The organism is Pseudomonas sp. NPDC087612 (assembly GCF_044743505.1).
Taxonomy (GTDB): Bacteria; Pseudomonadota; Gammaproteobacteria; order Pseudomonadales; family Pseudomonadaceae; genus Aquipseudomonas.
This window is the reverse complement of sequence record NZ_JBIUWO010000008.1, coordinates 133,363-146,823: the sequence shown is the minus strand read 5'-3', so window position 1 is coordinate 146,823 and position 13,461 is coordinate 133,363. Positions and strand designations below refer to the sequence as shown.

The window sequence follows — 13,461 nt, the reverse complement described above, 5'->3', positions numbered from 1 at the left end:
TGCAGCTTGCAGCTTGCAGCTCACCCGCTAAAATGCCGCCACTGCTGTCTGGAGTGACCTATGCGCGATGCACTGAATCAAGGCCTGATCGACTTCCTCAAGGCCTCCCCTACGCCGTTCCATGCCACCGCCGCCCTGGCCCAGCGCCTCGATGCCGCCGGTTACCAGCGCCTGGACGAGCGCGACAGCTGGGCCACCGTGGCCGGCGGTCGCTACTACCTGACCCGCAACGATTCCTCGATCATCGCCTTCAAGCTCGGCCGTCACTCGCCGCTGCTCGACGGCATCCGCCTGGTCGGCGCCCACACCGACAGCCCGTGCCTGCGGGTCAAGCCGCAGCCCGAACTGCAGCGCCAGGGCTTCTGGCAACTGGGCGTGGAAGTCTACGGTGGCGCCCTGCTGGCGCCGTGGTTCGACCGTGACCTGTCGCTGGCCGGGCGGGTAACCTTCCGCCGTGACGGCAAGGTCGAAAGCCAGCTGGTCGATTTCAAGCTGCCGATCGCAGTGATCCCGAACCTGGCTATCCACCTCAATCGCACCGCCAACGAAGGCTGGGCGATCAACCCGCAGACCGAGCTGCCGCCGATCCTGGCCCAGGTGGCTGGTGACGAGCGCGTCGATTTTCGTGCCCTGCTTACCGACCAGCTGGCCCGCGAGCACGGCCTGAACGCCGATGTGGTGCTGGACTACGAACTGAGCTTCTACGACACCCAGAGCGCCGCCCTGATTGGCCTGCATGGCGAGTTCATCGCCGGCGCACGCCTGGACAACCTGCTGTCGTGCTATGCCGGCCTGCAGGCGCTGCTCAACGCCGACAGCGATGAAACCTGCGTGCTGGTGTGCAACGACCACGAAGAGGTGGGTTCCTGCTCGGCCTGTGGCGCCGACGGGCCGATGCTCGAACAGACCCTGCGCCGCCTGCTGCCCGACGGCGACGACTTCGTCCGCGCGATCCAGCGCTCGCTGCTGGTCTCGGCCGACAACGCCCACGGCGTGCACCCCAACTATGCCGAGAAGCACGACGGCAATCACGGGCCCAAGCTCAATGCCGGCCCGGTGATCAAGGTCAACAACAACCAGCGCTACGCCACCAACAGCGAAACCGCCGGCTTCTTCCGCCACCTGTGCATGGCCGAGGAAGTACCGGTGCAAAGCTTCGTGGTGCGCAGCGACATGGGTTGCGGCTCGACCATCGGCCCGATCACCGCCAGCCACCTGGGCGTGCGCACCGTCGACATCGGCCTGCCGACCTTCGCCATGCACTCGATCCGCGAGCTGTGCGGCAGCCAGGACCTGGCGCACCTGGTCAAGGTGCTGACGGCGTTCTATCGCAGTCGCGACCTGCCGTAACTGAGCGGCGCCTGCATCGCTGGCAAGCCAGCTCCCACACGCCGAACCTGTGGGAGCTGGCTTGCCAGCGATGAGGCCCGCCAGCCTGACCCCGATCAACCCCTCGCCGGCGAATCCCGCTATGCTTGAGCCATAACTCTCAAGTAAGGACCTTGCCGCATGTCAGCCTTTGCCTCTCTGTTCCTTCCGGTCATCGCCGGCCTGATCCTGCTGACCGTAGGCTTCAACCTGCGCGATCGCAATATCGGCGTGTTGATGATGTGGGTCGGCACCCTGGGCATGATCGGCATCATGTGCTGGAAGATCCTCGAGAAACTCAACTGACAAATACACTACACTCGGGCGATTGATCGTTTTGAGGTTGATTGTCCGGTGCCTGTCTTTTTCCGCGTTTTTCTCCTGCTCCTGCCCTTGCTCTTCGTTGCGCCCGCGCACGCCGCCGGCCTGCCGGGCCTGCTCGGCGGCGGCAGCAAGGCCCAGCCCGAAGCTAGCGAACCCCTGGGCCAGTCACTGGACGAAGTCATCAAGAGCCTGGAAAACGACCAGCAGCGGGCCAAGCTGCTGGCCGACCTGAAAAAGCTGCGCGACAGCACCAAACAGGCGCAACCCAGCGCCGAACAAGGCGTACTGGGCCTTATCGGCACGACCTTCGGCGAGCTGGAAAAACAGTTCAGCGGTGAGGCCAGCCCGTTCAACCGCTGGACCCGCGAGCTGGAGCTGGCGCAGATCGAGCTCGACGCCCGCCTGGTGCCCTGGCACGAATGGCCACCGATCCTCTTTGGCTTTGCCGCGATCATCGCCCTGTGGAGCCTGCTGGCCTACGCCCTGAACTGGGTCGGCCACCAGGTCCGGCTGCGCTTTGGCCTGACCGAAGAACTGCCGCAACACCCGCGCACCTGGGACCTGGTGCGCTTCGCCCTGCGCAAGCTCGGGCCCTGGCTGGTGGCGCTGGTGATCACCGTGTACCTGAGCTTTGCCCTGCCCTCGTCACTGGGCAAGTCGATGGCCATGGTCCTGGCCTACGCGCTGGTGGTCGGTACCTGCTTCTCGGCAATCTGCGTCATCGCCTTCTCCCTGCTTGACGGCCCGCACCGCCACCGCGCCCTGCACATCCTGCGCCACCAGGCGTTCCGCCCGCTGTGGCTGATTGGCAGCTTCGCCGCCTTCGGCGAGGCCATGAACGACCCGCGCATGGCCAGCGCCCTGGGCGATCACCTCTCGCACACCCTGGCGACCCTGGCCAACATCCTCGCCGGGCTGTCGACCGGGTTGTTCATCCTGCGCTTTCGCCGGCCCATCGCCCACCTGATCCGCAACCAGCCGCTGTCACGACGGCTGACCCGCCGGGCCTTGAGCGACACCATCGAAATCCTTGGCACTTTCTGGTACCTGCCGGCGCTGGTGCTGGTGGCGATTTCGCTGTTTGCCACGTTCATTTCCGCCGGCGACACCAGCACTGCCCTGCGCCAGTCACTGATGTGCACGGTGCTGCTGATCTTGTGCATGGTCATCAACGGCCTGGTCCGTCGCCACGGGCTCAAGCCGCAACGGGCCAACCGCCGCCAGGCGGTGTACTCGGAGCGCTTGCGCAGCTTTGGCTACACCCTGGTGCACCTGGGCATCTGGCTGGTGTTCATCGAACTTGGCTTGCGCGTCTGGGGCTTTTCGCTGATCACCTTCACCGAGGGCGAAGGCCATGAGGTGGCGGTGCGCCTGTTCGGCCTGGCCGGCACCCTGATCGCCGCCTGGCTGGTGTGGATTCTCGCCGACACCGCCGTGCACCACGCCCTCACCCGCTCGCGCAAAGGCCTGGCCAACGCTCGTGCGCAAACCATGATGCCGCTGATCCGCAACGTGCTGTTCGTGACGATCTTCATCATTGCGGTGATCGTCGCCCTGGCCAACATGGGCATGAACGTCACCCCGCTGCTGGCCGGTGCCGGTGTCATCGGCCTGGCCATCGGTTTTGGCGCGCAATCGCTGGTCGCCGACCTGATCACCGGGCTGTTCATCATCATCGAAGACTCCCTGGCCATCGATGATTACGTCGATGTCGGCGGCCACCTGGGCACGGTCGAGGGCCTGACCATCCGTACCGTGCGCCTGCGCGATATCGACGGCATCGTCCACACCATCCCGTTCAGCGAGATCAAGAGCATCAAGAACTACTCCCGCGAGTTCGGCTACGCGATCTTTCGCGTGGCCATCCCGCACAGCATGAACATCGACCAGGCAATCACCCTGATCCGCGATGTCGGGCAGAAGATGCGCAACGACCCGCTGATGCGCCGCAACATCTGGTCGCCGCTGGAGCTGCAAGGGGTGGAGAGCTTCGAGTCGGGCTCGGCGATCCTGCGTGCGCGCTTCAAGACCGCGCCGATCAAGCAGTGGGAAGTGTCGCGGGCCTTCAACCTGGCGCTCAAACGCCAGCTCGACGAATCCGGCCTGGACCTGGCCACCCCGCGCCTGAGCGTGCAGGTGATCACCACCGACGCCAGCACACCGTTCAGCGAAAGCGCGGCCAAGTCCTAACCGGCTTGGGCCTTGATGCGGATTGCGTCATGGCGCCAATACTCAAGGTCACAGTCGATCAGCCGCCCGTGCTGGTCGCTGTTGACCCGGGTAATGTGCAGGCCGGGGCTACCGGCCGAGACCTTGAGCGCCATGGCCGCCGCCACCGGCAAGGCGGTCGGCAGGATCTCGAAGCGCACCCGTCCGTACTCGATGCCGTAGTGGCCGGCATACAACTCGGTCAGCGAGCGGCTCAGGTCGTGCTCAAGAATGCCCGGGAAGTACTCGGGGTTCAGGTAGTGCTCGGCATACAGCACCGCCCGGCCATCGATCCGGCGTAACCGGCAGATCTGGATCACGCTCGACAGCGGCGCCAGTTGCAGCCGCGCGCACACCGCTGCCGCTGCTGGCTGCAGGCGCGCCGACAACAACTCGGTACGCGCCTCGCGGCCCTGCTCGCGGACCATGGCATGAAAGTGGCTGCGCTCGATCAAATCGTAGGTCAGGCGCTCGGGCGCGACGAACCAGCCGCGGCGTTCCTCGCGGTAAATCAATCCCCGCGCCTCCAGTTGCACCAGCGCCTCACGCAGGGTGATGCGCGTGGTGTCGAACACCTCGCTGAGCTTGCGCTCGGCCGGCAGCTTGCAGCCGGGCGACAGGAGGCCATGCTCAATCTGCTCCTGCAGGGCATGACAGATGGCTGTTACTGCTCGCGGTGGCAGTGGCTGCATCAAAGGTTACCTATCTGGACTAGTCCAGCCCCGGTAGCGCCCCAATCTGGCGCCGTAGGGCTATGAGAATAGTGCAAGCCTAGGCACTGCAGATGAATGCCAGATGACAGTGAGGGTGGTCTACGCTTGATTTCCAGGGGCAAAAGCCCGGCCGGGGCAATGCCTGGACATCAAATTGTCATGCAACAGGCCTACCTTGGCTCAGGTATTGCTGACCTAGACCAACCGAACCGCAACAACGTCCAACAACACCTATTGCGTGTTGTACGGCACCCATCAAGGAGCTTCGGATGAAAAAGCTTTTTCTGGCGTCACTGTTAGGCTCGAGTATCGCGATGTGCACAGCGGCCATGGCCGCCGACACTGACCTCAAGGCCCTCGAGGACGCCGCCCGCAAGGAAGGCGTAGTCAACAGCGTGGGCATGCCCGATGCCTGGGCCAACTGGAAAGGCACCTGGGACGACCTGGCGACAAAATACGGCCTCAAGCACATGGACACCGACATGAGCTCGGCCCAGGAAGTGGCCAAGTTCGACGCCGAAAAAGACAACGCCAGCGCCGACATCGGTGACGTCGGCGCCGCCTTCGGCCCGATCGCGGTGGCCAAGGGCGTGACCCAGCCGTACAAGCCAAGCACCTGGGAGCAGGTCCCGGACTGGGCCAAGGACAAAGACGGCCACTGGGCCCTGGCCTATACCGGCACCATTGCCTTCATCATCAACAAGCAACTGGTGAAGGAGGCAGACATACCGAAAACCTGGCATGACCTGGAAAAGGGCAAGTACAAGGTCGCCATCGGTGACGTCGGCACCGCCGCCCAGGCTGCCAACGGCGTACTGGCAGCCGCCATCGCCTACAAGGGCGACGAGACGAACATCGAACCGGGCCTGCAACTGTTCACCAAGCTGGCCCAGCAAAAACGCCTGTCGCTGGCCAACCCGACCATCCAGACCCTGGAAAAGGGCGAGATCGAAGTCGGCGTGGTCTGGGACTTCAACGGCCTGAGCTACCGCCAGCAGATCGACCCGAAGCGCTTCGAGGTGCTGATCCCGTCTGACGGCTCGGTGATGTCCGGTTACACCACCATCATCAACAAGTACGCAAAAAATCCCAACGCCGCCAAGCTGACCCGCGAATACATCTTCAGCGATGCCGGGCAGATCAACCTGGCCAAGGGGCATGCCCGGCCGATCCGTGCCGAGCACCTGAAACTGCCGGCTGAAGTACAGGCCAAGCTGCTGCCCAACGAGCAGTACGGCGCCGCGCAGCCGATCAAGAATGCCGAAGCCTGGGAAGCGACCTCCAAGGCCCTGCCGCAGAAGTGGCAGGAGCAAGTGATCATCGAGATGGAGTGAACCTTCAGGGGGTGTCAGGCAATACCTGTTACCCCCAATCGCTGGCAAGCCAGCTCCCACAACGTCTGTGGGAGCTGGCTTGCCAGCGATGAGGTCAGCACAATTGCGGAGTTCCTATGAGCCACAACGTCATCCTGGTCCTGCTCGATGGCCTCAACCATCAGGTCGCGCACCACGCCATGGGCCATCTGCATGCCTATGTCGAAGCCGACCGTGCGGCGCTTTACCGGGTCGAATGCGAGCTGCCGTCGTTGTCACGGCCGCTGTACGAATGCATCCTCACCGGGGTCGCGCCGATCGACAGCGGCATCGTCCACAACAACGTCAACCGCCTGTCCAACCAGCGCAGCGTGTTCCACTACGCCCGCGAAGCCGGCCTGGGCACAGCCGCGGCGGCCTATCACTGGATGAGCGAGCTGTACAACCGCTCGCCCTTCGACCCGCTGCGCGACCGCCACACCCACGCCCCCAAATTGCCGATCCAGCACGGGCTGTTCTATTACGCCGACCACTACCCCGATTCGCACCTGTTCGCCGACGCCGAGTACCTGCGCCGCCGTCATGCACCGAATTTTCTCCTGGTGCACCCGATGAACATCGACGACGCCGGCCACCGCCACGGCCTGGACAGCAGCCAGTACCGCAACAGCGCGCGCAGCGCCGATATCCTTCTGGCCGATTACCTGCGCACCTGGCTCGAAGAGGGCTATCAGGTATTGGTGACCGCCGACCACGGCATGAACAACGACCGCTCGCACAACGGCCTGCTGGCCGAAGAGCGCGAAGTGCCGCTGTTCGTCTTTGGCCAGGCGTTCAGCCTCGACCCGGCGGCCAAGCCGTTGCAGACCGAACTGTGTGGCACCATTTGCGAGTTGCTCGGCGTGCCCCACGACAAACCGGTATGCCGGGAGCTGCTCAAGTGAATTCGATCAAGCGCGGCAAATGGCTGGCCCTGCTCTGCCTGGTGCCTTTCGCGGTGTTTTTCATTATCTTCCAGATCGCCCCGCTGGCCTGGGTCATGCTCCACAGCGTGCAGGTGGAATCTAGCTGGGGCCTGGACAATTTCAGCAAGATATTCAGTTCCAGGTTCTACCGCCAGGCAATCCAGCACAGCCTGGAGATCAGCTTCTGGTCGAGCCTGTTCGGCATCCTCATCGCCATCCTCGGCAGCTACTCGTTGCGCCGGGTCGACTCGCGCCTGCGCGATTTCGTCAACGCCTTCGCCAACATGACCAGCAACTTCTCCGGGGTGCCGCTGGCCTTCGCCTTCATCATCCTGCTCGGCTTCAACGGCGCGCTGACCATGCTGCTGAAGCAGGCCGGGATCATCGAAGACTTCAACCTCTACTCCAAGACCGGGCTGATCATCCTCTACACCTATTTCCAGATCCCCCTCGGCGTGCTGCTGCTCTACCCGGCCTTCGACGCCCTGCGCGAAGACTGGCGCGAGTCCGCCGAGCTGCTCGGCGCTGGCGCCTGGCAATACTGGCGGCACATCGGCCTGCCGGTGCTGACCCCGGCGCTGTTGGGCACCTTCGTGATCCTCCTGGCCAACGCCCTGGGCGCCTATGCCACGGTCTATGCGCTGACCACCGGCAACTTCAACGTGCTGCCGATCCGCATCGCCGCGCTGGTGGCCGGCGACATCTCGCTGGACCCGAACCTGGCCAGCGCCCTGGCGGTCATCCTGGTCGGGCTGATGACCCTGGTGACCTTCGTCCATCAATGGCTATTGAAGCGGAGCTACCATGTCGCGCGCTGAACCGGGCACCTCGTCGCTGTACCACCGCCTGGTGGTCTACCTGCTGTTCATCATCCTCTTGCTGCCGCTGGCCGGCACCCTGCTCTACTCGCTGGCCACCAGCTGGTCGGCGAGCCTGCTGCCCAGCGGCCTGACCTTCAAGTGGTACCTGGCGCTATGGAGCGACCCGCGCTTTCTCGCCGCCTTCGGCCAGTCGCTGCTGGTGTGTGTCGGCGCCCTGCTGTTGTCGGTGCTGTTGATATTGCCGCTGCTGTTCGTGGTGCATTACCACTTCCCGCGCCTCGATGCGCTGATGAACATCCTCATCCTGCTGCCCTTCGCGGTGCCGCCGGTGGTGTCGTCGGTGGGCCTGCTGCAGCTCTACGGCTCGGGGCCGATGGCCATGGTCGGCACGCCGTGGATCCTCATCGGTTGCTACTTCACCGTGGCCCTGCCGTTCATGTACCGGGCAATCACCAACAACCTGCAGGCGATCAACCTGCGCGACCTGATGGACGCCGCCCAGTTGCTGGGCGCCAGCACCTTCCAGGCGGCGTTCCTGGTGGTGCTGCCAAACCTGCGCAAGGGCCTGATGGTGGCCTTGCTGCTGTCGTTCTCGTTCCTGTTCGGCGAGTTCGTGTTCGCCAACCTGCTGGTCGGCACCCGCTACGAGACCCTGCAGGTGTACCTCAACAACATGCGTAACAGCAGTGGCCACTTCAACAGTGCCCTGGTGGTTTCCTATTTCCTCTTCGTGCTGGCGCTGACCTGGGCAGCCAACCGCCTGAACAAGGACAAGTCCTGATATGAGCTTTGTCAGCGTACAGAACCTGCAAAAAAGCTATGCCGGCAGCCCGGTGTTCAACGACATCAACTGCCAGATCGAACGCGGCGAATTCGTTACCCTGCTCGGCCCGTCCGGCTGCGGCAAGTCCACCCTGCTGCGCTGCATCGCCGGGCTGACCGCGGTGGACAGCGGGCGCATCTTGCTCGATGGCACCGACCTGGTGCCGCTGAGCCCGCAAAAACGCGGGATCGGCATGGTGTTCCAGAGCTATGCGCTGTTCCCCAACATGACCGTCGAACAGAACGTCGCCTTCGGCCTGCGCATGCAGAAGGTCAACAGCGACGACAGCCAGGCGCGGGTCCGCGAAGTGCTGCAACTGGTCGAGCTGCAGGACTTTGCCCGGCGCTACCCGCACCAGTTGTCCGGCGGCCAGTGCCAGCGCGTGGCCCTGGCCCGCTCGCTGGTCACCCGCCCGCGCCTGCTGCTGCTCGACGAGCCGCTGTCGGCGCTGGATGCGCGGATTCGCAAGCACCTGCGCGAGCAGATCCGCGCGATCCAGCGCGAGCTGGGCCTGACCACCATCTTCGTCACCCACGACCAGGAAGAAGCGCTGACCATGTCCGATCGCATCTTCCTCATGAACCAGGGCCGCATCGTCCAGAGCGGCGATGCCGAAACCCTCTATACCACGCCGGTGGACGTGTTCGCCGCAGGCTTTATCGGCAACTACAACCTGCTCGACGCCGACAGCGCCAGCCGCCTGCTGCAGCGCCCGGTGAACAGCCGCCTGGCAATTCGCCCGGAAGCCATCGCCCTGAGCCTGGACGGCGAGCGGGAGGGGCTGGTACGCAGCCACAGCCTGCTGGGCAACGTGATCCGCTACCGGGTTGAAGCGCGCGGGGTAGAATTGCTGGTCGATGTGCTCAACCGCTCGTCCGCCGACCTGCACCCGGACGGCCAGCGGGTATCCTTGTCGATCGATCCCACCGCCCTCTGCGAAGTCGCCTGAGGGTTGCACAGGAGTTTTTCTGAATATGGCACTCGCGATTTTCGATCTGGATGAAACCCTGATCCACGGTGACTGCGCCACGCTCTGGAGCGAGCAGATGGGCCGTCTGGGCTGGGTCGATCCAGCGTCTTTCATGCGCACCAACAACGAACTGATGGACGCCTACAGCCATGGCAAGCTGCGCATGGAAGACTACATGGCCTTCAGCCTGGAACCTTTGATCGGCCGCACCCCGGAAGAAGTCGAGCACCTTGTAGCGCCCTGGGTGGAAGATTTCATCGAACCGATCATCTTCAGCGACGCCACCAAGACCATCGCCGCCCACCGCAAGGCCGGCGACCGGATCCTGGTGATTTCGGCTTCCGGCACCCACCTGGTCAAGCCGATTGCCGAGCGCCTGGGTATCGATGAAGTTCTTGGCATCGAGCTTGAGGTTGCTCATGGTGTCTATACCGGCAACACCGTCGGTGTGCTGACCTACCGCGAAGGCAAGATCACCCGTTTGCTGGAATGGCTCGACCAGGAAGAAGAGAACCTTGAAGGCGCGAGTTTCTACTCGGATTCACGCAACGACCTGCCGTTGCTGCTGAAGGTGGATTTCCCGCATGTGGTCAATCCGGATCCGGTGTTGCGCGAGCAGGCCGAGAAGAACAGGTGGCCGATTCATACCTGGAAATGAAAAGCATCGCTGGCAAGCCAGCTCCCACAGGTACTGCATACACCTGACCTGTGGGAGCTGGCTTGCCAGCGATTGGCGGACTACACCAGACTCTCGTCGATCACCAGCACCAGCTTGCCCGACACCTGATTGCCGGCAAGCTCGGCAAACGCCGCCTCGGCATCCTTGATCGAGAAGGCCCTGGCCAGTTGCGGCTTGAGCCGGCCTTCGCTGAACAGCGGCCACACTTGCTGGCCGAGGTCGCTGAGCAGGTCTGCCTTGAACTGGTCATCGCGGGTGCGCAAGGTCGATCCCAGGACCTGTATGCGCTTGCCCAGCAGTTGCGCCAGGTCCAGCTCGGCTTTACGCCCGCCCATCAAGCCGATGATCACCCAGCGCCCGTCACGGGCCAGCAGCTTGAGGTTGAGCTCGGCATAGTTGGCGCCGACCGGGTCGAGAATCACGTTGAACGGGGCAAAGTCATTCAGCGCCTCGAGATCCTCACCGCGCACCACGCCGCCGCTGGCCCCCAGGCCTTCGCAATAGGCCAGCCGCTCGGCCGAGCCGACGCTGACCCAGCACGGGCTGCCAAAGGCCTTGCACAGCTGGATCGCCGCCGAGCCGACACCGCTGGCCCCGGCATGCAGCAAGACTTTCTCACCGGGCTTGAGCGCGGCCAGCTGGAACACATTGAGCCAGGCCGTGGCATACACCTCGGGGATTGCCGCCGCTTCCTGCAGGCTCAAGCCCTCGGGCACCGGCAGTACGTGGCGGCCATCGACCACCACTTCCTCGGCCATGCCGCCACCGGCGAGCAAGGCACAGACCCGATCGCCGACCTGCCAGGAAGAACCGGCGCCCACTTCGCTGATCACCCCCGAGCACTCCAGGCCGAGAAATTCGCTGGCCCCCGGTGGTGGCGGGTAGAGCCCGGCACGCTGGAGCAGGTCGGCGCGATTGAGGCCGGCGGCGGCCACGCGAATTCGTACTTGACCGATATCGCAAGTTGGACTTGTCGTCGCAACCCACTCCACATGTCCGTCAACGCCTTGCAATGCCTTCACAGTGCCTCCATAGTTGAGTCATGACTGAGCCCGGGAGCTGTAGCCCCGGGCTTTTTGCATTATGCGTCCGGTTTTCATGGAACCGGCGAATTCAAAGACGGCCTAATATGCGTGATCAATTGTCCCTACGTCGAATCAGCATGAAGCATTTTCTGCCAAGCACCACCCTCGCCCTGTTGATCGGTCTGGGCAGTCTGCCATTGGCGGGCAGTGCATGGGCCGCCAACAGCTGGGATAAGCTCCAGCCCGACCGCGATGAAGTGGTCGCCAGCCTGAACGTGGTCGAGCTGCTCAAGCGCCACCACTACAGCAAGCCGCCGCTCAACGATGCGCGCTCGGTGATCATCTACGACAGCTACCTCAAACTCCTTGATCCTGCGCGCAGCTACTTCACTGCCAGCGACATCGCCGAGTTCGACAAGTGGAAGACCCAGTTCGACGATTTCCTCAAAAGCGGCAATCTCGACCCCGGCTTCACCATCTACAAGCGCTACCTGGACCGGGTCAAATCGCGCCTGGACTTCGCCCTCGCCGAGCTGAGCAAGGGCGTCGACAACTTCGATTTCACCACCCATGAGACCTTGCTGATCGATCGCAAGGACGCCCCGTGGATGAAGAACCAGGCCGAGCTCGACGACCTCTGGCGCAAACGCGTCAAGGATGAAGTGCTGCGCCTGAAGATTGCCGGCAAAGAACCCAAGGCAATCCAGGAACTGCTGACCAAGCGCTACAAGAACCAGCTCACGCGCCTGGACCAGACCCGCGCCGAAGACATCTTCCAGGCCTATATCAACACCTTCGCCCAGTCCTACGACCCGCACACCAACTACCTGTCGCCCGACAACGCGGAAAACTTCGATATCAACATGAGCCTGTCGCTCGAAGGTATCGGCGCCGTGCTGCAAAGCGACAACGACCAGGTCAAGATCGTGCGCCTGGTGCCGGCCGGTCCTGCGGCCAAAACCAAATTGGTAGCTCCGGCCGACAAGATCATCGGCGTGGCCCAGGGCAACAAGGAAATGGTCGACGTGATCGGCTGGCGTCTGGACGAAGTGGTCAAGCTGATCCGCGGGCCGAAAGGTTCGGTGGTGCGCCTGGAAATCATCCCGGCCAGCAACGCCCCTAACGACCAGACCACCAAGATCGTGCCGATCACCCGTGAAGCGGTGAAACTCGAAGAGCAGGCGGCGAAAAAGTCGGTGCTCAAGCTCAAGCAGGACGGCCGTGACTACAAGCTCGGAATCATCGAGATTCCGGCCTTCTACCTCGACTTCAAGGCCTTCCGCGCCGGCGATCCGGAGTACAAGAGCACCACCCGCGACGTTAAAAAACTGCTGACCGAACTGCAGAAGGAAAAAGTCGACGGCGTGGTCATCGACCTGCGCAACAACGGCGGCGGCTCGCTGCAGGAAGCCACCGAGCTGACCAGCCTGTTCATCGACAAGGGCCCGACGGTGCTGGTGCGCAACAGCGACGGCCGCGTCGACGTGCTTGAAGACGAAAACAGCGGCGCCTTCTACAAAGGCCCGCTGGCACTGGTGGTCAACCGCCTGTCGGCCTCGGCTTCGGAGATTTTCGCCGGCGCCATGCAGGACTATCACCGCGCGCTGATCCTCGGCGGGCAGACCTTCGGCAAAGGCACGGTGCAAACCATCCAGCCGCTCAATCATGGCGAGCTGAAGCTGACCCTGGCCAAGTTCTACCGGGTTTCCGGGCAGAGCACCCAGCACCAGGGCGTGCTGCCGGACATCGACTACCCGTCGATCATCGACACCAAGGAAATCGGTGAAAGCGCCCTGCCCGAAGCCATGCCATGGGACACCATCCGCCCGGCGATCAAGCCTGCGGTCGACCCGTTCAAGCCGTTCCTGGCCCAGCTCAAGGCCCGTCACGACAGCCGTACGGCCAAGGATCCGGAGTTCGTCTACATTCGCGACCGCCTGGCCCTGACCCAGAAGCTGATGAACGAGAAAACCGTCAGCCTCAACGAGGCCGAACGCCGTGCCCAGCACGCCGATATCGAAAGCAAACAGCTGGCGCTGGAAAACACCCGACGCAAGGCCAAGGGCGAAGAACCGCTCAAGGAACTGAAGAAGGAAGACGAAGACGCGCTGCCGGTCGAGCCGGACGATACCAAGCCCGAAGACGACGCCTACCTGAAGGAGTCCGGGTTGATCCTGCTGGACTACCTGGGGCTGAATTCGCAGGTGGCGCGCAACAACCCGTAAACCGGTGATGGCAAAATAATGTGACCG

At 63.3% G+C, this 13,461-nt stretch carries 12 protein-coding genes; 10 read left to right on the top strand and 2 right to left on the bottom strand.

The window, feature by feature from the left end; translation table 11 throughout:
- The first annotated feature begins 60 nt into the window (after window positions 1-60).
- The 3 genes from ACIOVF_RS17950 to ACIOVF_RS17940 all read left to right on the top strand — a co-directional run bounded on the left by ACIOVF_RS17950 (window position 61) and on the right by ACIOVF_RS17940 (window position 3,882).
- A complete protein-coding gene (locus ACIOVF_RS17950) occupies window positions 61-1,350 on the top strand; it encodes a M18 family aminopeptidase (protein ID WP_045195457.1) in 1,290 nt (429 codons plus the stop codon).
- A 159-nt stretch (window positions 1,351-1,509) separates the two neighbouring features.
- Window positions 1,510-1,674 (top strand): hypothetical protein, encoded by a 165-nt coding sequence (locus tag ACIOVF_RS17945; protein WP_176794228.1) that lies wholly within the window; start codon window positions 1,510-1,512, stop codon window positions 1,672-1,674.
- Window positions 1,675-1,722: 48 nt separating this feature from the next.
- Complete coding sequence (locus ACIOVF_RS17940; RefSeq protein ID WP_045195458.1) at window positions 1,723-3,882, top strand: mechanosensitive ion channel family protein; 2,160 nt, start codon at window positions 1,723-1,725, stop codon at window positions 3,880-3,882.
- On the opposite strand, the gene phnR is transcribed toward ACIOVF_RS17940, so the two are convergent.
- Entirely contained in the window at window positions 3,879-4,592 is a 714-nt protein-coding gene (gene phnR / locus ACIOVF_RS17935) for a phosphonate utilization transcriptional regulator PhnR (protein ID WP_045195459.1), read from the bottom strand. The genes ACIOVF_RS17940 and phnR overlap by 4 nt on opposite strands.
- Window positions 4,593-4,882: 290 nt before the next feature.
- Here phnR and ACIOVF_RS17930 point away from each other — a divergent pair, with 290 nt between their 5' ends.
- The 6 genes from ACIOVF_RS17930 to ACIOVF_RS17905 all read left to right on the top strand — a co-directional run bounded on the left by ACIOVF_RS17930 (window position 4,883) and on the right by ACIOVF_RS17905 (window position 10,163).
- Entirely contained in the window at window positions 4,883-5,947 is a 1,065-nt protein-coding gene (locus ACIOVF_RS17930; RefSeq protein WP_401291226.1) for an ABC transporter substrate-binding protein, read from the top strand.
- Window positions 5,948-6,063: 116 nt separating this feature from the next.
- Window positions 6,064-6,870, top strand: coding sequence for an alkaline phosphatase family protein (locus tag ACIOVF_RS17925; RefSeq protein WP_045195462.1), 807 nt, complete (start codon window positions 6,064-6,066; stop codon window positions 6,868-6,870).
- 5 nt (window positions 6,871-6,875) lie between these two features.
- A complete protein-coding gene (locus tag ACIOVF_RS17920) occupies window positions 6,876-7,709 on the top strand; it encodes an ABC transporter permease subunit (protein WP_176794327.1) in 834 nt (277 codons plus the stop codon).
- Window positions 7,696-8,493, top strand: coding sequence for an ABC transporter permease (locus ACIOVF_RS17915; RefSeq protein WP_093380368.1), 798 nt, complete (start codon window positions 7,696-7,698; stop codon window positions 8,491-8,493). Before ACIOVF_RS17920 ends, ACIOVF_RS17915 begins: the two co-directional genes overlap by 14 nt.
- Window position 8,494: 1 nt before the next feature.
- Window positions 8,495-9,484, top strand: coding sequence for an ABC transporter ATP-binding protein (locus tag ACIOVF_RS17910; RefSeq protein WP_401291221.1), 990 nt, complete (start codon window positions 8,495-8,497; stop codon window positions 9,482-9,484).
- A gap of 25 nt (window positions 9,485-9,509) precedes the next feature.
- A complete protein-coding gene (locus ACIOVF_RS17905; protein ID WP_045195471.1) occupies window positions 9,510-10,163 on the top strand; it encodes an HAD family phosphatase in 654 nt (217 codons plus the stop codon).
- Window positions 10,164-10,243: 80 nt separating this feature from the next.
- Here the strand turns inward: ACIOVF_RS17905 and ACIOVF_RS17900 are convergent, their stop codons facing one another.
- The gene (locus tag ACIOVF_RS17900) at window positions 10,244-11,206 is read right to left on the bottom strand and encodes a zinc-binding dehydrogenase (RefSeq protein ID WP_401291217.1); all 963 of its coding nucleotides are present in this window, start codon (window positions 11,204-11,206) and stop codon (window positions 10,244-10,246) included.
- A gap of 140 nt (window positions 11,207-11,346) precedes the next feature.
- Here ACIOVF_RS17900 and ACIOVF_RS17895 point away from each other — a divergent pair, with 140 nt between their 5' ends.
- Window positions 11,347-13,434, top strand: a complete 2,088-nt coding sequence (locus ACIOVF_RS17895) for a carboxy terminal-processing peptidase (protein ID WP_176794227.1) — start codon at window positions 11,347-11,349, stop codon at window positions 13,432-13,434.
- The last annotated feature ends 27 nt before the right edge of the window (window positions 13,435-13,461 follow it).

Coding starts and splice junctions, on each gene's coding strand:
- ACIOVF_RS17950 (WP_045195457.1), top strand. CDS start 61: ATGCGCGATGCACTGAATCAAGGCCTGATCGACTTCCTCAAGGCCTCC.
- ACIOVF_RS17945 (WP_176794228.1), top strand. CDS start 1,510: ATGTCAGCCTTTGCCTCTCTGTTCCTTCCGGTCATCGCCGGCCTGATC.
- phnR (WP_045195459.1), bottom strand. CDS start 4,592: ATGCAGCCACTGCCACCGCGAGCAGTAACAGCCATCTGTCATGCCCTG.
- ACIOVF_RS17930 (WP_401291226.1), top strand. CDS start 4,883: ATGAAAAAGCTTTTTCTGGCGTCACTGTTAGGCTCGAGTATCGCGATG.
- ACIOVF_RS17925 (WP_045195462.1), top strand. CDS start 6,064: ATGAGCCACAACGTCATCCTGGTCCTGCTCGATGGCCTCAACCATCAG.
- ACIOVF_RS17915 (WP_093380368.1), top strand. CDS start 7,696: ATGTCGCGCGCTGAACCGGGCACCTCGTCGCTGTACCACCGCCTGGTG.
- ACIOVF_RS17910 (WP_401291221.1), top strand. CDS start 8,495: ATGAGCTTTGTCAGCGTACAGAACCTGCAAAAAAGCTATGCCGGCAGC.
- ACIOVF_RS17905 (WP_045195471.1), top strand. CDS start 9,510: ATGGCACTCGCGATTTTCGATCTGGATGAAACCCTGATCCACGGTGAC.
- ACIOVF_RS17895 (WP_176794227.1), top strand. CDS start 11,347: ATGAAGCATTTTCTGCCAAGCACCACCCTCGCCCTGTTGATCGGTCTG.